The organism is uncultured Microbacterium sp. (genome assembly GCF_947632095.1).
Classification (GTDB): Bacteria; Actinomycetota; Actinomycetes; order Actinomycetales; family Microbacteriaceae; genus Microbacterium.
In genome coordinates this window covers 1-15942 of sequence record NZ_CANROA010000019.1, presented here as the reverse complement: position 1 = coordinate 15942, position 15942 = coordinate 1, and the positions used below count along the sequence as shown (strand labels likewise).

The 15942-nt window shown below is 67.3% G+C and carries 19 protein-coding genes and 1 pseudogene; 8 read left to right on the top strand and 12 right to left on the bottom strand.

What is annotated here, in order from left to right; translation table 11 throughout:
* Position 1: 1 nt before the first annotated feature.
* Entirely contained in the window at positions 2-1117 is a 1116-nt protein-coding gene (gene pdhA, locus Q0Z66_RS06925) for a pyruvate dehydrogenase (acetyl-transferring) E1 component subunit alpha (protein ID WP_298039393.1), read from the bottom strand.
* Positions 1118-1285: 168 nt separating this feature from the next.
* On the opposite strand from pdhA, the gene Q0Z66_RS06920 reads away from it, so the two are divergent.
* On the top strand, positions 1286-1759 hold the full coding sequence (locus Q0Z66_RS06920; protein WP_298039388.1) for an Lrp/AsnC family transcriptional regulator: 474 nt from the start codon (positions 1286-1288) through the stop codon (positions 1757-1759).
* Here the strand turns inward: Q0Z66_RS06920 and Q0Z66_RS06915 are convergent.
* Entirely contained in the window at positions 1731-2660 is a 930-nt protein-coding gene (locus Q0Z66_RS06915; RefSeq protein ID WP_298039385.1) for an alpha/beta hydrolase, read from the bottom strand. The genes Q0Z66_RS06920 and Q0Z66_RS06915 overlap by 29 nt on opposite strands.
* 60 nt (positions 2661-2720) lie before the next feature.
* On the opposite strand from Q0Z66_RS06915, the gene Q0Z66_RS06910 reads away from it, so the two are divergent.
* Positions 2721-3434: a 3'-5' exonuclease gene (locus tag Q0Z66_RS06910; protein ID WP_298039382.1), complete on the top strand. Its 714-nt coding sequence runs from the start codon at positions 2721-2723 to the stop codon at positions 3432-3434.
* Positions 3435-3495: 61 nt separating this feature from the next.
* On the opposite strand, the gene Q0Z66_RS06905 is transcribed toward Q0Z66_RS06910, so the two are convergent.
* Together Q0Z66_RS06905 and Q0Z66_RS06900 are read right to left on the bottom strand one after the other, a co-directional pair.
* Entirely contained in the window at positions 3496-3750 is a 255-nt protein-coding gene (locus Q0Z66_RS06905; RefSeq protein ID WP_298039379.1) for a type B 50S ribosomal protein L31, read from the bottom strand.
* Positions 3751-3842: 92 nt separating this feature from the next.
* Complete coding sequence (locus Q0Z66_RS06900; RefSeq protein WP_298039377.1) at positions 3843-4628, bottom strand: ABC transporter ATP-binding protein; 786 nt, start codon at positions 4626-4628, stop codon at positions 3843-3845.
* A gap of 96 nt (positions 4629-4724) precedes the next feature.
* Here Q0Z66_RS06900 and serB point away from each other — a divergent pair, with 96 nt between their 5' ends.
* The gene (gene serB / locus Q0Z66_RS06895; protein WP_298039374.1) at positions 4725-5360 is read left to right on the top strand and encodes a phosphoserine phosphatase SerB; all 636 of its coding nucleotides are present in this window, start codon (positions 4725-4727) and stop codon (positions 5358-5360) included.
* Between the two features lie 82 nt (positions 5361-5442).
* Here serB and Q0Z66_RS06890 read toward each other — a convergent pair whose 3' ends face one another.
* Positions 5443-6153: a beta-ketoacyl-ACP reductase gene (locus tag Q0Z66_RS06890; protein WP_298039373.1), complete on the bottom strand. Its 711-nt coding sequence runs from the start codon at positions 6151-6153 to the stop codon at positions 5443-5445.
* Between the two features lie 90 nt (positions 6154-6243).
* On the opposite strand from Q0Z66_RS06890, the gene Q0Z66_RS06885 reads away from it, so the two are divergent.
* The 3 genes from Q0Z66_RS06885 to Q0Z66_RS06875 are packed head-to-tail and all read left to right on the top strand — an operon-like array spanning position 6244 to position 7603.
* On the top strand, positions 6244-6603 hold the full coding sequence (locus Q0Z66_RS06885) for a DUF3099 domain-containing protein (protein ID WP_298039370.1): 360 nt from the start codon (positions 6244-6246) through the stop codon (positions 6601-6603).
* Complete coding sequence (locus Q0Z66_RS06880) at positions 6600-6791, top strand: hypothetical protein (RefSeq protein WP_298039366.1); 192 nt, start codon at positions 6600-6602, stop codon at positions 6789-6791. The genes Q0Z66_RS06885 and Q0Z66_RS06880 overlap by 4 nt, the downstream gene beginning before the upstream one ends.
* A complete protein-coding gene (locus tag Q0Z66_RS06875) occupies positions 6788-7603 on the top strand; it encodes an SURF1 family protein (protein ID WP_298039363.1) in 816 nt (271 codons plus the stop codon). The genes Q0Z66_RS06880 and Q0Z66_RS06875 overlap by 4 nt, the downstream gene beginning before the upstream one ends.
* Positions 7604-7636: 33 nt before the next feature.
* Here Q0Z66_RS06875 and trmD read toward each other — a convergent pair whose 3' ends face one another.
* The 4 genes from trmD to rpsP are packed head-to-tail and all read right to left on the bottom strand — an operon-like array spanning position 7637 to position 9610.
* Positions 7637-8323, bottom strand: coding sequence for a tRNA (guanosine(37)-N1)-methyltransferase TrmD (trmD, locus tag Q0Z66_RS06870; protein WP_298039362.1), 687 nt, complete (start codon positions 8321-8323; stop codon positions 7637-7639).
* Between the two features lie 15 nt (positions 8324-8338).
* Positions 8339-8941: a ribosome maturation factor RimM gene (gene rimM, locus Q0Z66_RS06865; RefSeq protein ID WP_298039359.1), complete on the bottom strand. Its 603-nt coding sequence runs from the start codon at positions 8939-8941 to the stop codon at positions 8339-8341.
* A 1-nt stretch (position 8942) separates the two neighbouring features.
* Positions 8943-9173, bottom strand: coding sequence for an RNA-binding protein (locus Q0Z66_RS06860; RefSeq protein ID WP_298039356.1), 231 nt, complete (start codon positions 9171-9173; stop codon positions 8943-8945).
* 5 nt (positions 9174-9178) lie between these two features.
* The gene (gene rpsP / locus Q0Z66_RS06855; protein WP_298039354.1) at positions 9179-9610 is read right to left on the bottom strand and encodes a 30S ribosomal protein S16; all 432 of its coding nucleotides are present in this window, start codon (positions 9608-9610) and stop codon (positions 9179-9181) included.
* Between the two features lie 207 nt (positions 9611-9817).
* Between rpsP and Q0Z66_RS06850 the strand changes: the two genes are divergently transcribed.
* Positions 9818-10963 carry a glutamate--cysteine ligase gene (locus tag Q0Z66_RS06850; protein WP_298039352.1) on the top strand — a complete coding sequence of 382 codons (1146 nt, stop codon included), beginning with the start codon at positions 9818-9820 and terminating at the stop codon, positions 10961-10963.
* A gap of 1 nt (position 10964) precedes the next feature.
* Here Q0Z66_RS06850 and glpK read toward each other — a convergent pair whose 3' ends face one another.
* Together glpK and Q0Z66_RS06840 are read right to left on the bottom strand one after the other, a co-directional pair.
* On the bottom strand, positions 10965-12464 hold the full coding sequence (gene glpK / locus Q0Z66_RS06845) for a glycerol kinase GlpK (RefSeq protein ID WP_298039349.1): 1500 nt from the start codon (positions 12462-12464) through the stop codon (positions 10965-10967).
* Between the two features lie 106 nt (positions 12465-12570).
* Positions 12571-13536, bottom strand: a complete 966-nt coding sequence (locus Q0Z66_RS06840) for a sugar-binding transcriptional regulator (protein WP_298039346.1) — start codon at positions 13534-13536, stop codon at positions 12571-12573.
* Positions 13537-13624: 88 nt separating this feature from the next.
* Between Q0Z66_RS06840 and Q0Z66_RS06835 the strand changes: the two genes are divergently transcribed.
* Positions 13625-15334 carry a glycerol-3-phosphate dehydrogenase/oxidase gene (locus Q0Z66_RS06835; protein WP_298039344.1) on the top strand — a complete coding sequence of 570 codons (1710 nt, stop codon included), beginning with the start codon at positions 13625-13627 and terminating at the stop codon, positions 15332-15334.
* Between the two features lie 56 nt (positions 15335-15390).
* Here the strand turns inward: Q0Z66_RS06835 and Q0Z66_RS06830 are convergent.
* Positions 15391-15942 (bottom strand): annotated as a pseudogene (locus Q0Z66_RS06830) (signal recognition particle protein); the annotation flags it as partial.

Genomic DNA, 15942 nt, shown 5'->3' with positions numbered 1-15942 from the left:
GTCAGACCTCCTCGACGAACGATGCGAGATAGGAGGCGTACTCCTCGCGCTGGCGGGTGATCGCGCAGTGCGGTTCGGCGTAGACGTCATCGAAGACGGACAGCGGCTCCCGCGGCTCCATCTGCAGGCACGCGGCCCTCATCGCGCGGGCGAGGTCATCGGCATCCGCTTGGGCCTCGGCGACCTGCGCATCCGTGATCTCCCCGATCCGGCGCAGGTGCGCCTCGAGCCGATCGATCGGATCCCGGGTGCGCCAGAGTTCCAGCTCAGCCGCGTCGCGGTAGCGGGTGGGGTCGTCGGCTGTGGTGTGCGGTCCCATGCGATACGTCACCGCTTCGAGGAAGACCGGGCCCGCCCCGGAGCGGGCATGCTCGAGAGCCCAGCGCATCGCGGCGAGACACGCGAGGACGTCGTTGCCGTCGACGCGCAGGCTCGGGATGCCGAAGCCGGGCGCCCGGCCGGCGATCGGATGCTGCGACTGAAGCGCGACCGGCTCGGAGATGGCCCAGTGGTTGTTCTGACAGACGAAGACCACCGGTGCCCGATAGGACGCGGCGAACACCATCGCCTCGTTGACGTCGCCCTGGCTGCTCGCGCCGTCGCCGAAATAAGTGACGGCGACCTCCGGCGCGCCGTCGTGCTTGATCCCGAGCGCGTACCCGACCGCGTGCAGCGTCTGGGCGCCGATGATGATCTGCAGCGGGGCCATCCTCATCTGCTGAGGATCGAAGCCCGAACCGGCCTCCCCGCGCCACACACGCACGAAGTCGCCGGGCTCGGCGCCACGGGCATAGACCACACCGGTCTCGCGGTAGCTCGGGAAGACGAAGTCCTCCGGGGCGAGGGCACGTGCCGTGCCGATCTGAGCGGCTTCCTGCCCCTGGCACGGGGCCCACAGGCCCAGCTGCCCCTGCCGCTGCAGCGCCACGCCCTCCGCGTCGATGCGACGCAGAATCACCATGTCACGGTGCAGAGCTCGCATCTCGGCACCGGTGATGCCCGCGAGATAAGGGTCGAGATGCACGTTGGGCGCCCGGGTCCCATCCGGGGCGAGCACGCGCTCCTGCTCGTCGAGAGCAGCGGAGCGCTCGGGGGTCGGAGTGATCTGCGGTGACATCTTCGTCCTCCTGTCGTGTGTGTCCCTCGTGAGGATCTGCACGCCTGAACCGACATCGTCATCGGTCGTACCGAGCGTACGTCCGTTCATCACCACGCTCAAGCATTTCGGCCTGGGGTGAGCATGTTGCCAAAACTGCACCGGTGCACCCTGCTACGGTTGGGCGCTATGTCCGCTCTTGACCGTGTAGATCTCGAACTGCTCACCGCCCTCTCCGAGGATCCGCGTACGACCGTCGTCGCCCTCGCCGAGCGGCTCGGCCTCTCACGCAACACGATCCAGGCACGACTGGCCCGCCTCGAGCAGACGGGGGTCTTCCTGTCCTACGAACGCGCCCTCTCCCCCGAGGTGCTCGGCTTCCCCCTGCAGGCGTTCATCAGCATCGGGCTACGGCAAACGGAGCTGCCCCGCATCATCGCCGAACTCGCGCGGATCCCCGAGGTCCTCCAGGTCCACGGGCTCAGCGGATCGATCGATCTGCTCGCCCACGTCGCATGCCGCGATGCGCGCCATCTCTTCGATACCGATGCGCGAATCCTCTCGATCGAGGGCGTCGAGCGCACCGAGACATCGCTCGCGATGGGCGAGGTCATCCCCTATCGCGTCGCCGGGCTCATCGGCCTCGCGCGACGGGAACCCTGAGGAACCCGCGAATAGCACCCGCCGCTTCGGCGGGTGTCTCATAGTGGATGAGGTGCCCGACGTCGGCGATCTCGACGAGCTGCGCCTCGGGGAACATCCCCGCCAGCCGGCGCTCGTCCTCGATCGGCGTGATGTCGTCCTGCTGCGCGGCGATCAGCAGCGTGGGTGCGCTGATTCGCGGTGCGAAAGCGCGCACATCGTTCGAGACGCTCGCCACGAACGCATCGCGCAGCACATCACGATCGGCGAAGCGCGAGAAGTAGCGATCGTGCTGATCATGGATGAAGCGGCGCAGAACTCGATCCCGTGTCTTCGCCATCGTCACGCTCATCACCCGGACGATGAGACGACTGCGCAGAACCGCTGTCCCCCACCGCTCGGGAAGCTTGGCCCCTAGGTCGTAGTACAGCACGGCGAGGCGCGTCATGATGCCCTTCGGCCCCTCGAGGGCAGGGGCACCGATCGGGTTGATGAGGATCAGGCGTTCGGTCTCGAGCCCGCCGGCCACCGCAGCCGAGGAGACGATCGAGCCGAAGGAGTGGCCGAGGATCACAGCCCCCGGCGCGACCGCCGCAGAGAAATCGCGCAGCCACTGCGCATACGCATCGAGATCATGCGTGCGCCCCGGAAGCGGCGCACTTTCCCCGAAACCCGGAAGATCCGGCGCGATCACACGCACCTCGGGGAGGTAGGCGAGCACCGGCTCGAGTCCATGATGCTCACCGCGGAACCCGTGCACGGCGATGACTGTCGGCACATCGTCCGCAGCATCGGGCCCTGCGCCCTGCGGCAGCGGCGGCCCATATGTCCAGTACGCGGTCGTCCCCCCGAGCACCTCCACCTCACGGCGCTCGATCGGCAGACGGCTCAGCCTGTCGGCATACGGTGAGGGCACGGTCATCCCTCGATTCTACGGGCGAGCCTCCCCCGCGATGTCCGAGGCCCTCCTTAGCGTGGAGCCATGGCGAACGAACTCCCTCCCTGGCTCGGACGCATCGGCGTCTTCGATCTCGAGACCACCGGGGTCGAGGTGACCAGCGACCGCATCGTGACCGCGCACGTCGGAGTCCTCGACGAGCACGGCACAGCCGTGGCCTCCCAATCATGGATCGCCGATCCCGGCGTCCCGATCCCCGAGGGCGCCGCAGCGGTGCACGGGGTGACGACCGAGCGCGCCCGCACCGAAGGCCGCCCGGCAGCGCAGGTCGTCGCAGAGATCGCCACAGCCCTGCGCGACCTGCTCGCACAGGGACTCCCCGTCGTCGCCTACAACGCGTCCTACGACTTCTCGCTCCTGCAGCACGAGTGCCTGCGCCACGGCATCCCCGTGCTCGAGAATCCGGGGCCGATCGTCGATCCGCTCGTCATCGACAAGCAGCTCGACCGCTACCGGCGCGGCAAGCGAACCCTGACCGCGGCCGCCGAGCACTACGGCGTGGCACTCGACAGCGCGCACGAGGCCTCCGCCGATGCGATCGCCGCCGGACGCGTCGCGCAGGCCATCGCCCGACGATATCCCCTCGGCGACACTGCCCATGAGCTGCACACGCAGCAGGTCGGGTGGGCCCGATCCCAAGCGGAGAGCCTGACCGAGTACTTCATCCGCATCGGGCGTTTCGACGCCGAGGAGTCGATCGACGGCTCCTGGCCCGTGCGCGCTGCGGTTGCCGACTGAGCCTCTCAGCACGAAAAAGGCCTCGATCTCCGAAGAGATCGAGGCCTTTTGTCGCGGAAGCTTACTTGCTGCCGCCGAAGCCCTTGAAGCGCTGGTTGAACTTCTCGACGCGACCGGCCGAGTCCATGATGCGCTGCTTGCCCGTGTAGAACGGGTGCGAAGCCGACGAGATTTCGACGTCGATGACGGGGTACTCGACGCCGTCGAGCTCCATCGTCTTGTCGCTCGTGACGGTCGAGCGGGTGAGGAAGGTCTCGCCGGAGCCCAGGTCGCGGAAAACGACTGCCTTGTACTCGGGGTGGATGTCAGTCTTCATGGGATTCCTTAGTTGCTGCCCTGGATTGTGCCAGGGACGAGGGAAGTCTGCGGTACAGAAAGCACCAAGGGACAATCTTATCAGATGGCGCCTCAGCGCGTTGCGCGCGCCGAGTAACGGCCCGCATCGGACGTCAAGGCGATCGGCATGCCGAACGCCTCGGTCAGCGCCTCGGCCGTGAGGGCCTCGGCGATCGGCCCGGCAGCGACGATCCCGCCCGCCTTGAGGAGCAGGACGTGGGTGAAGCCGACGGGGATCTCCTCGACGTGGTGCGTGACCATCACCATCGCCGGAGTGGTCGGCGAAGAAGCATATCCGCTGAGCAGCTCGAGCAGCTCTTCGCGGGCGCCGAGATCGAGCGATGCGGTCGGCTCGTCGAGCAGCAGGAGCTCGGGGTCGGTCATCACGGCGCGGGCGATCTGCACGCGCTTCTGCTCGCCATCGCTGAGGGTTCCGAAGGTGCGGTCGGCGAGGTGCTCGAGCTTCCAATCGCCGAGAACGCGCAGAGCGCGTCGTTCATCGATGTTCTCGTAGCGCTCGTTCCAGCGCCCCATGACGGAGTACGCGGCCGTGAGCACGACGTTCAGAACCGTCTCATCCCGCGGGATGCGCTTCGCCATCGCCGTCGACGCGAAGCCGATGCGCGGACGCAGATCGAACACATCCGTGCGACCGAGCGTCTCGTCGAGGATCGTCACCGTGCCCGAGGTCGGATGCAGAAGCGTGTCGGCCAGCTGCAGCAGCGTGGTCTTGCCGGCGCCGTTGGGCCCGAGCACCACCCAGCGCTGATCATCGGCGACCTGCCAGGACACGTGATCGACGATATTGCGGCCGTCGCGGCGCACGACGACATCAGTGAATTCCAAAGCGCTCGACATGTTTCCAGCCTATCGGCAGAGGCAACCCGCACCGCGACCATCCACAGGTGTCGTGCGGGCAATTCGGAGGATGCCGGGCGCGCTACGCTCGAACGCGTGACCACTGCGCGCTTCCTCGTCGTCCTCGATGCCGATTCCACCCTCATCCGCAACGAGGTGATCGAATTGCTCGCCGATGAGGCCGGCCGCGGTGCCGAGGTGCAGGCCGCCACCGAGGCCGCGATGCGCGGCGAGGTCGACTTCGCCACGAGCCTGCGCTCACGCGTCGAGGCCCTCGCGGGCGTGCCGACCAGCTCGTTCGAGCGCGTACTGTCGCGCATCGAGCCGACGCCCGGCGTCCGCGACCTCACCGCCGCCGTGCACGCGCGCGGCGGTGTCGTCGGCGTCGTGTCGGGCGGGTTCCTCGAGATCCTCGATCACATCGCCCCGACGCTCGGCGTCGACCGCTGGCGGGCCAACCGGCTCGCCGTCTCCGACGGCGCACTCACAGGTTTCGTCGATGGCGAGATCGTGGATGCCGAGGCCAAGGCGTCGTCGCTGCGTGAATGGGCCGATGAACTCGGCATCGACCCGCGCGCAACCATCGCGATCGGCGATGGGGCGAACGATCTGAAGATGATGGCCGCCGCAGGGCTGGGCATCGCGTTCAACGCGAAGCCGGCCGTGCGTGCAGCGGCGAGCATCGTCATCGGCCCGCAGGATCTGTCCGAGGTCATCGCGCTGCTGCCCTGATTCAGAGCAGTCGTCTCGACGACCCCGCATTCCTTGCCGCGCAGCGGCTCTGCACGATCAAATCCCGCTGAGCGGGTGCGCCTCAGTGCCCCATGCCGAGGCCGCCGTCGACGGGGATCACAGCGCCCGAGATGTATGCGGCATCATCACTCGAGAGCCAGGTCACGACACCGGCGACCTCATCGGCCGTCGCGAAGCGCGCGGCCGGAATGCTGGCCTTGTACTGCTTCTGCGTCACCTCGGGCAGTTCCGCCGTCATGTCGGTCTCGATGAATCCGGGTGCGACGACGTTCGCCGTGATGCCGCGGGCGCCGAGCTCGCGAGTGACCGAGCGGGCGAAGCCCACCAGTGCGCTCTTGGATGCCGCGTAGTTGACCTGACCGGCCGAGCCGTACAGCCCGACGACGCTGGAGATCAGAACGATCCGGCCGAAGCGCGCCTTCAGCATGCCCTTCGACGCACGCTTGACGACGCGGAACGTGCCGCCGAGGTTCGTCGCGACGACGCTGTCGAAGTCGTCCTCACTCATGCGCATCAGAAGCGTGTCCTTCGTGATGCCGGCGTTCGCGACGAGGATCTCGATCGGCCCGAGGGTCGTCTCGACCTCTGTGAACGCAGCATCGATGGATGCCGCATCCGTCACATCTGCGCGCACTGTGAGAGTCCCCTCGGGACCCTCACCACTGCGGGCGGTGACGGCGACCCGATATCCCTCGCGGACGAAGCGCTCGGCGATCGCGCGGCCGATGCCGCGGTTTCCGCCGGTGACGAGGACGACGCGTTCTGAACTCATGAAAAACACTCCTGATGGGCGGTCGGTCGGGCCGTCGCAATCCTATCGGGCGCCGTCGGGGCATCCGACGCGGCGTAGGCTGGAAGCACCGTGAACGCCTCCCACCGCACCCCCGCCGTCACCTCCCTGCCGCAGGCCCCGCAGGACGAGGCTCGGGTTCGCGAGCGCAATTACTACATCACCATGGGCATCCGCATGCTGTGCTTCGCCCTGACCGTCCTCATCACCCCGTACGGCTGGTACACATGGGTGTTCGCGATCGGCGCCGCCGTGCTGCCCTACATCGCCGTGGTGTTCGCCAACGCGATCATCCCCACCCCCACCTCCAGCGCCGAATCCCCGACCCTCGAGATCTCCTCCAGGCCCGATGAGACGGCAGCGGAACAGCCAGCGACTCCCCCGCCGACGATCGTCATGATCCAGGAGACGCCGCCGGAGGAGCTGCCATGAGCGCCGAATGCTCCCGAGCCTCCTGCCGGAATGCCGCCACGCACCACATCGTCTGGCGCAATCCCCGCATCCATTCAGAAGACCGGCAGAAGATCTGGCTCGCGTGCGATGAGCATGCCGATTTCCTGCACGACTATCTCTCGGCCCGAGACTTTCCCGTCTCGAAGCATGAAGGACTCCCCGCATGAACAACCGCTTCCTCCGCTGGGGCGTTTACCTGCTCGTCGCGATCGCGTTCGCAATCGCCTGCGTGCTGCTTTCGAACTGGCAGTTCGACCGCAATGAGAGCCGCGCGGCTGATATCGAGCTGGTCGAGGCCAACTACGATGCGCCGCCCGTCGCCCTCGGAAGCGTGATCGGCGCGGATGGCGAGTTCTCGCCCTCCGACGAGTGGCTGCCGGTCACGGTGACCGGCGAATATCTGCAGGACGAGCAGGTACTGGTGCGCAACCGCCCCCACGGCGGGACGAGCGCCTTCGAGATCATCGTCCCCCTGCGCGCGGAAGATGGCACCGTGCTCCTGATAAATCGCGGCTGGGTGGCCCCCGGCGAAGGCCCCCTGCCCGATGAGATCGCTGCCGCACCGACCGGCCCGGTCGAGGTCACGGTGCGCCTGCGTCCCGGCGAACCACTCCCCTCGTCCGGACGCAGTGCCCCCGAGGGCCAGGCGCCGACGATTCACCTGCCGAGCATCGCCGAGATGGCCGGCGAAGACGCGATCGTGAGCGCTTACGGAGAGCTGATCGACGAATCGCCCGCGCCTGACGCCGCACTCGGCGGTTACGACAAGCCGACCGCAGACCCGGGCCCGCATCTGTCGTACGCGATCCAGTGGATCCTGTTCGGCGTCATGGGGTTCGTCTTCATCGCGTACATGATCCGCACCGAGGTGCAGAAGCACCGCGAGGAGGCCGAGGGGCGCCCCGCACCCCCGGCGAAGAAGAAGCGTCGTGACCGTGATGCCGACGCCGAGGACGAACTGCTGGACGCACGCGTCTGACCAGCCGGAGCCCGTGCGCGGAAACGAAAAGGGTCAGTCGGCGAGCAGATCCGGGCGACGTCGTTGCGTGCGCTCCAGCTGCTGCTCGTGGCGCCACGTCGCGATCGCACCGTGGTTTCCGCTGAGCAGGATGCCGGGCACCTCGCGATCACGCCAGTTCGAAGGCTTCGTGTACGAGGGGTACTCGAGCAGACCGTCCTCGTGGGATTCCTCCACGAGGCTCTCGGGGTTTCCGACGACACCGGGGATGAGGCGTCCGACGGCTTCGATCATCGCCATGGCGGCCACTTCTCCCCCGTTGAGGACATAGTCGCCGAGGCTGACCAGGCGCACCTCGCCGAGGGTCGACGCGTATTCGAAGACGCGCTCGTCGATTCCCTCGTAACGGCCGCAGCCGATCACGATGTGCTCGCGGTGCGCGAGATCTCGGGCCGTCCTCTGACGGAAGACCTCTCCTGCCGGCGAGGGGAAGATCAGCGTCGGGTTCTCGGAGTCCGTCGTGAGCTCGTCGAGGGCCCGCGCCCAGGGCTCCGGCTTCATGACCATTCCGGCGCCGCCCCCGTAGGGCGTGTCGTCGACGGTTCGGTGACGGTCGTCGGTCCAGTCACGAAGATCATGGATGCGGAGGTCGATCAGCCCCGTCTCACGGGCCTTCCCCAGCAGGGACAGCGCGAGACCGTCGAAATAGGACGGGAAAATGGAAACGACGTCGATGCGCATGCGGTGAGCGATCGATCAGGCGTCGGATGCCGGTGCACTGTCCGCCGCGTCGGGCTCACCGGCGTCGGGGAGTTCTTCGAAGAGGCCGGCAGGTGGTGTGACGATGATTCGTCCGCCGGCGATGTCGACCGCGGGGACGATGGCCTCCACGAAGGGAACCATCACCTCGCCGTCCGTTCCGGTCGGGCGAACGATCAGGAGATCCTGCGCGGGCATGTGCTCGACGCGCACGAGTTTTCCGATGACCTGTTCGTCACGGACGATGTCGAGGCCGACCAGCTGGTGGTCGTACCAGGCGTTGTCTTCTGCTTCATCGGCGTCCTGGTCGATCCAGAGGATCGCACGCACGAGGCCCTCGGCCTCATCGCGGTCATCGATGCCTTCGAAGAAGACGACCGGGTTGCCGTTCATCAGACGGTACTCGCGCACCGTGATGGTCTTGCGGTGCCACGGAGATGCCTCGGGCACCTGCAACGTGAATTCCGCCCCGGTGACGAAGCGTCGCTCCGGGTTGTCGGTGTACAGCTCGAGCTTCAGACCGCCCTTGAGGCCATGGGCCTTGACGAGGCGTCCGACGCGGAGCTGGTTCTTGCCCTGGGGAGCTTCTGCAGATACCACGTCAGTCGTCCGCGACATCGACGCGGACGCGCTGCCCGTCGGCCAAGGCGCTGACGAGTGTGCGCAGTGCCTTCGCGGTCCGTCCGCCGCGCCCGATCACGCGCCCCCGGTCGTCGGGGTGCACGCGCACCTCGAGGAGGTCGCCTCGCGGCGACGTGGAAGCGGTGATGGTGACATCTTCCGGGTGATCAACGATCCCCTTGACGATGTGCTCGAGCGCGGCGGACAGCACAGCGATTACTCCGCGTCAGCGGCGGGAGCCTCGGCGGCCTCCGCGTCGGCAGCGGCGGGAGCCTCCTCAGCGGGAGCCTCCTTCTTCTCCGCCTTGGGCTTGACGACCGATTTCTTGGAAGCGTCGGCCTCGAAAGCGGCCTTGGGCTCGGCGACCTGAACGGTCGAGACCGCGTTCTTGTCGCCCTTGAACTTACCCCAGTCGCCCGTGAGCTTCAGCAGAGCCGCGACCTGCTCGGTCGGCTGAGCACCGACGGAGAGCCAGTACTGCGCACGCTCGGAGTCGACCTCGATGAACGAGGGCTGCTCGGTGGGTTGGTACTTGCCGATCTCCTCGATCACGCGACCGTCGCGCTTGGTGCGCGAGTCGGCGACGACGATGCGGTAGTACGGTGCACGGATCTTGCCCATGCGCTTGAGACGAATCTTGACAGCCACGATTCTCCTGAATTGTGTGGAAGGAAACGAACTGATCGCCCGGAGAGTGGGGTGCACACCCGGCGGAAGCTCAAATGAGTGGACGAGATCTGGATAGAGGGTCGAGAACGTCGTCCGACCCTCTATCCTGCCAGATCCCGACGCCAGGAGCGAAATGCACCGTCGGAACACGCCGACATCCGGGCCCGAGCGTGTCAGACTGGCCCCGTGACGCAAGACTTCGCCGAGTCAGACCGCTCGACCGTCGGCCTGGAGTGGGAGATCATGCTGGCCGACCCCGAAACGGGCGACCTCGTCGGGAGGGCCCCGCAGCTGCTCGCCGCCCTCGAGGACGAGAGCGCTGCGGAGCGGCACACCGTCACCGGGGAGCTGCTCACCAACACGATCGAGGTGACCAGTGGAATCGGCCGGGATGTGGCGCATGCGGTGGGAGACATCGCGCAGGCCATCTCCGCTGTGCGCGCGGCGACGGATCCGGCCGGCATCGAGCTGCTCTCCGCCGGCAGCCACCCGTTCGCGCAGTGGTTCGACCAACAGGTGACCGACAAGACGCGCTATCACCGGATGATCGAGCGCACCCAGTGGTGGGGGCGCAACATGATGATCTGGGGCATCCACGTGCACATCGGCATCGAGGATCGCGACAAGGTCTTCCCGATCATCAATGCGCTGGCCGGCTTCCTCCCCCATCTGCAGGCGCTTTCGGCGTCGAGCCCGTTCTGGGCGGGCGAGCGGACCGGGTACGCCTCGAACCGCGCACTCGTCTTCCAGCAGCTGCCGACCGCGGGGCTCCCGTGGATGCTGGAGTCGTGGTCGGACTTCGAGCGCTACCTCGACGACATGGTGCGCACCGGCGTCATGGCGGATTCCACCGAAGTGCGCTGGGACATCCGTCCGGCGCCGCGCTGGGGCACGATCGAGGTCCGCGCGTGCGATGGGCTGTCCACTCTCACCGAGCTCGCCTCGGTCGCCTCACTCGTGCAGGTGCTCGTCGAGCACTTCTCCCGCATGCTCGATGACGGACGGGAGCTGCCGACGATGCCCGCATGGTTCCACCGGGAGAACAAGTGGCGCGCCGCCCGGTACGGTCTCGACGCGACGATCATCACGGATGCCGCGGGCACGCAGCGCCGGGTGGGCGAGCACCTGCGCGAGACGCTCGACGCGCTCGAGCCGATCGCCGTCGACCTGGGGTGCGCCGCCGAGTTCGCCGGCATCGGCACGATCCTCGCGGATGGAGCGAGCTATCAGCGCCAGCTTCGCGTCGCCGAGGCGTCCGACGGCGACCTTCGTGCGGTCGTCCAGCACCTGATCCGGGAGTTCCGCACCGGTCCGGGAGCTCCGGTCGTCTGAGTCAGCCCTCGTCGACCCAGTCGAAGGTGCGCGTGACGGCCTTGTGCCAGCGGGCGAGACGCCGGTCGCGTTCGGCGTCGTCGATCGAAGCAGTCCAGCGCGCATCCTCGCGCCACATGCCGCGCAGCTCATCGCGGTCGTCCCACACGCCGACCGCGAGGCCCGCGGCGTAAGCGGCGCCCAGCGCGGTTGTCTCGATGACCGCGGGACGGATGACGGGCACTCCGAGGACGTCGGCCTGCAGCTGCATGAGCGTGTCGTTGCCGACCATGCCGCCGTCGACGCGCAGTTCTTCCAGGGAGACGCTCGTATCGGCGATGACAGCCTCGAGCACCTCGCGGGTCTGGAAGGCGACCGCTTCCAGCGCGGCGCGGGCGATGTGACCCTTGTGGGCATATCGGGTGAGGCCGAGGATCGCGCCGCGGGCATCGGGGCGCCAGTAGGGTGCGAAGAGGCCGGAGAAGGCCGGGACGATGTAGACCCCGGCCGTGTCCTCCACGGTGAGGGCGAGCGTCTCGACCTCCGGGGCATCCGAGATCAGGCCGAGGTTGTCCCGCAACCACTGGATGAGGGAGCCTGTGACGGCGATGGACCCCTCCAGCGCGTAGCGCGGGGCCTCGTCTCCGATGCGATACGCGACCGTCGTGATGAGGCCGTTCTCGCTGTCGACGATCTCCTCGCCGGTGTTGACGATGAGGAAATTCCCCGTCCCGTAGGTGTTCTTCGACTCGCCTCGCTCGAAAGCGGCCTGACCGAAGGTCGCCGCCTGCTGATCTCCCAGGATCGATGCGATCGGCGTGCCCGCGAGCACCGTCTCCGACGCCTCGCCGTAGATCTCCGCGGACGAGCGGATCTCCGGCAGCATCGCACGCGGCACGCGGAACGCGTCGAGCAGGGAGTCGTCCCAGTCGAGCGTGCGCAGATCCATGAGGAGGGTGCGGCTGGCGTTGGTGACGTCGGTCGCGTGCACGCCGTCTTCCGTACCGCCCGTGAGGTTCCACAGGACCCAGGTGTCCGGTGTTCCGAAGAGCAGTTCTCCGCGCTCGGCCCGCTCGCGGGCGCCGTCGACCTCATCGAGGATCCAGGCGATCTTCGAGGCTGAGAAGTAGGTCGCGAGCGGCAGTCCGGTGATGCCGGCGAAGCGGCGCACTCCCCCGTCTTCGGCGAGGGCGTCTATGGTCGCCTGCGTGCGGGTGTCCTGCCAGACGATGGCGTTGCCGATCGGCTCACCTGTGTCGCGGTCCCAGACGATGACGGTCTCGCGCTGGTTCGTGATGCCGATGGCGGCGACCTCGGATGCGTTGATCCCCGCTTCCCGGACGGCCTCATCGATGACCGTGCGCACGTTGGCCATGATCTCCTGCGGGTCGTGCTCAACCCAGCCCGGCTGCGGGAAGATCTGCTCGTGCTCGCGCTGCCCGGTTGCAGTGATCTCGCCGGTCTCGTCGAAGACGATGGCGCGCGTGCTCGTGGTGCCCTGATCGATGGCGACGATGTGCATAGGTGTTCTCTCCAGCCGGGGACGGCGTTGTCTGCTCTGCAGTCCAGAGTAGAAGGTTTCCGAGGATCGGCTCAGCCGCGCTGCACGAACGTGCACCCTCGTGCGGTCACGTCTCGATAAGCTGCTCGGCGAGGTCCTCATCGAGGACGAGGTCCGTGATGAGCTTGGCGGCGATCGCGCCGCGCAGGCTCGGCAGGCGCTGCACGCCGGACACCACGCAGATGCGTCGGGACACCCGGGACAGCGCGGTGAACGCCGGACCGGTCGCGCGCTTGTTCAGCTCGATATCGCGCCAGCTTCCGTCCTGACGATAGAACACGGTCGCCACGTCGCCGACGACCTTCTGCTCGCGCAGCGATCGGTAGTCGTCCCGGTCGAGGTAGCCGCCGATGTAGACCCGACTGGGGATCTCGGCGAGGGGCGAGCCGAGCCCGAACAACACGATATCGGCGTGCGACTGCAGCTCGAGGACCCGGCGGGTGCTGCGCTCGCGCCACATCGCCTCTTTCGTGCGCGGGTCGTCGAAGAACGCGGGAACGGGGAACTGCTGGATGCTGGCACCGAAGGCCTGCCCGAAACGCTGGAGGATCTCACTCGCGTAGTCGACGCCCGTCGTGAAGGTGTTTCCGGCGCCGTTGAGCTGGACCACGGTCGAGTTGTGCGTCTCCTTCTTCGGCAGATGGCGACTGATCGCGTCGAGCGTGGACCCCCAGGCGATGCCGAGCGTCATGTTGGAGTCGAAGTACAGCGGCAGCTGACGGGCGGCGCTCATCACGACCCGTTCGAAGCGTTCGACGTCGGAGAGGGCCTGCGGGGTCGGCACGACGTGCGCCGCGATGCCGTAACGCCGGCGGATCGCCTCCTCGAGACGCAGTTCCTGCCCCTGCGGGGTGTTCACGCGGATCTCGACGAGGCCGGTCTCCCGAGCGCGGGCCAGAAGCCTCGATACGGACGAGCGCGAGGTCGACAGTTCGCGGGCGATGGCATCCATCGTCATGTCCTGCAGGTAGTACATCTGTGCGGCGCGCAGGGCCGCGATGGCCTGCGGATCGCCGTGGGGACGGTCGACCATGGATACTCCTTGCACAGTCGTGCACTCGGCTTGCGCGCTTGTGCTGACCGGCTCAGGATATACCGTGTACGCCCAGCAAGGAGAGACGATGAGCGCCCCAGGCACCACCCCGGCAGAACGAGACAACGTGCGCGCCGCACGCGAGGGCGGACGCAGCACCGTCGTCATCATCGGCGCCGGGATCAACGGCATCTCGACGTTCCGCGACCTCGCGATGCAGGGGGTCGACGTCCTCCTCGTCGAGCGCGACGACTTCGCCTCCGGTGCGACCGCCGCCTCCAGCCACATGATCCACGGCGGTATCCGCTATCTCGAGAACGGCGAGTTTCGCCTCGTCAAGGAATCGGTCACCGAGCGCAATGGGCTGCTCAAGATCGCACCGCACTACGTCAAGCCCCTCGAGACCACGATTCCGATCTACTCCACGTTCTCCGGCATCCTGTCCGCTCCCCTGCGGTTCCTGACCCACAAGCAGGGAAAGCCCACCGAACGCGGTGCTTTCCTCATCAAGATCGGTCTGACGATCTACGACCTGTTCTCGCGCGACGGCGGCTCCGTGCCCCGTCACCGCTTCGTCGGGCGCAAGAAGGCCCTCGCAGACCTCCCCCGCCTCGATAAGAACATCAAGTACACGGCGACGTATTACGACGCATCCGTGCACGACCCCGAGCGTCTGGCCCTCGATGTGCTCCGCGACGGCGAAGCCGCGCATGCCGGCGCGCATGCGCTCAACTATGTCGAGGCGATCGGCATGGATGCTGAGGGTCTCCGCCTGCGGGACCGCGAGACCGGCGCCGGGTTCTCGGTGAAGGCCGATGTCGTCGTCAACGCCTCGGGCCCCTGGACCGACCTGACGAATCAGGCGATGGGCGCGGAGACGACGTTCATGGGCGGCACCAAGGGTTCGCACATCGTGCTCGACCATCCCGAGCTGCTGGAGGCCACCGCCGGCCGCGAGATCTTCTTCGAGCACTCCGATGGGCGCATCGTGCTCATCTACCCGCTGAAGGGCCGCGTCCTCGTCGGAACGACCGACATCGACGCCGATCCGAGTGTTCCCGCGCGATGCACCGAGGAGGAGGTCGATTACTTCTTCGACCTCATCAACCATGTCTTTCCGACGATCGCCGTGGACCGCTCGCAGATCGTCTACCGCTACTCGGGCATCCGTCCGCTACCCCACCACGATGACACCGCTCCCGGCTTCGTGTCGCGCGACTACCGCATCGAGCGTCGTGTCGACGGCGGCACCGCCGTGTTCAGCCTCGTCGGCGGGAAGTGGACGACATTCCGCGCCCTCGGCGAGAACCTCGCCGACCACGTGCTCAGCGAACTCGGCCGCCAGCGCCTGACCAGCACGGCCGGCGTCCGCATCGGCGGCGGAAACGGCTTCCCGCAGACCCCTCGCCGCAGGCTCGAGTGGCTGCGCGACAACGTCGGCGATGATGCTCGCGGGCAGGAACTCTTCACGCGTTACGGAACTCGCGCGGCGGATGTCGCCGCGTTCATCGCCGCAGGCGAGGATGCTCCTGTCGTCGGCGATGCGCTCTCCTCGCGGGAGCTGGCGTGGATGGTGGAGAACGAGCAGGTGGTGCACGTCGCAGACGTGATCTTCCGACGCACGAGCCTCGCTTTCACCGGCGATGTGAATGCTGCGGTCATCCGCTCGATCGCCGAGGAACTCGCCCCGTTGCTGGGCTGGGACTCGGCCCGCGTCGACAGAGAGATCGAGCAGACCGCCGAGCAGCTCCTCGACGCTCACGGCGTGGATGTCGGGGTCGAGGTCGCCACGGCCTGACGGCCGGAGAGAACGAAGAAGGCTCCCACCGATGGTGGGAGCCTTCTTCGTGTGCGTCAGTTGTTGCCGAAGAGCTTCTGGATCTCGGCGAGTTCCGCCTCGGTCGGAGCCTTCTGACCGCCGAGCCCGAACCCGGATCCGGTAGCCGCGCCGGGTGCGGGCAGACCGGCGTTCTCAGCGGCGCGCTTGGCCGGGTTGCCCGAGCGGGATGCGCCCTTGGCCTTGCCCTTCTTGCTGCCCCGCTTGGAGGATGCGCCGGGGCGTCCCATGCCGGGCATCGCACCCATGCCGGGGATGTTCGGGGTGCCGCCGCGGGCGACGGTCTTCATCATCTTCGCCGCCTGCTCGAAGCGCTGCACGAGCTGGTTCACGTCGGTGACGGTCATGCCGGAGCCCTTGGCGATGCGCAGGCGGCGCGAGCCGTTGAGCACCTTGGGGTTGCGGCGCTCACCGGGAGTCATCGAGCGGATGATCGCCTCGGTGCGGTCGATCTCGCGCTCGTCGAAGTCGTCGAGCTGCTGCTTCATCTGGCCCATGCCCGGGAGCATCCCGAGCATCTTCTTCATCGAGCCCATCTTCTTCATCTGCTGAAGCTGGTCGAGGAAGTC

Bases quoted from the DNA above. Each gene is read 5' to 3' on its own strand.
- pdhA (WP_298039393.1), bottom strand. From the start codon at position 1,117: ATGTCACCGCAGATCACTCCGACCCCCGAGCGCTCCGCTGCTCTCGAC.
- Q0Z66_RS06920 (WP_298039388.1), top strand. From the start codon at position 1,286: ATGTCCGCTCTTGACCGTGTAGATCTCGAACTGCTCACCGCCCTCTCC.
- Q0Z66_RS06915 (WP_298039385.1), bottom strand. From the start codon at position 2,660: ATGACCGTGCCCTCACCGTATGCCGACAGGCTGAGCCGTCTGCCGATC.
- Q0Z66_RS06910 (WP_298039382.1), top strand. From the start codon at position 2,721: ATGGCGAACGAACTCCCTCCCTGGCTCGGACGCATCGGCGTCTTCGAT.
- Q0Z66_RS06905 (WP_298039379.1), bottom strand. From the start codon at position 3,750: ATGAAGACTGACATCCACCCCGAGTACAAGGCAGTCGTTTTCCGCGAC.
- Q0Z66_RS06900 (WP_298039377.1), bottom strand. From the start codon at position 4,628: ATGTCGAGCGCTTTGGAATTCACTGATGTCGTCGTGCGCCGCGACGGC.
- Q0Z66_RS06890 (WP_298039373.1), bottom strand. From the start codon at position 6,153: ATGAGTTCAGAACGCGTCGTCCTCGTCACCGGCGGAAACCGCGGCATC.
- Q0Z66_RS06880 (WP_298039366.1), top strand. From the start codon at position 6,600: ATGAGCGCCGAATGCTCCCGAGCCTCCTGCCGGAATGCCGCCACGCAC.
- Q0Z66_RS06875 (WP_298039363.1), top strand. From the start codon at position 6,788: ATGAACAACCGCTTCCTCCGCTGGGGCGTTTACCTGCTCGTCGCGATC.
- trmD (WP_298039362.1), bottom strand. From the start codon at position 8,323: ATGCGCATCGACGTCGTTTCCATTTTCCCGTCCTATTTCGACGGTCTC.
- glpK (WP_298039349.1), bottom strand. From the start codon at position 12,464: ATGCACATCGTCGCCATCGATCAGGGCACCACGAGCACGCGCGCCATC.
- Q0Z66_RS06840 (WP_298039346.1), bottom strand. From the start codon at position 13,536: ATGGTCGACCGTCCCCACGGCGATCCGCAGGCCATCGCGGCCCTGCGC.
- Q0Z66_RS06835 (WP_298039344.1), top strand. From the start codon at position 13,625: ATGAGCGCCCCAGGCACCACCCCGGCAGAACGAGACAACGTGCGCGCC.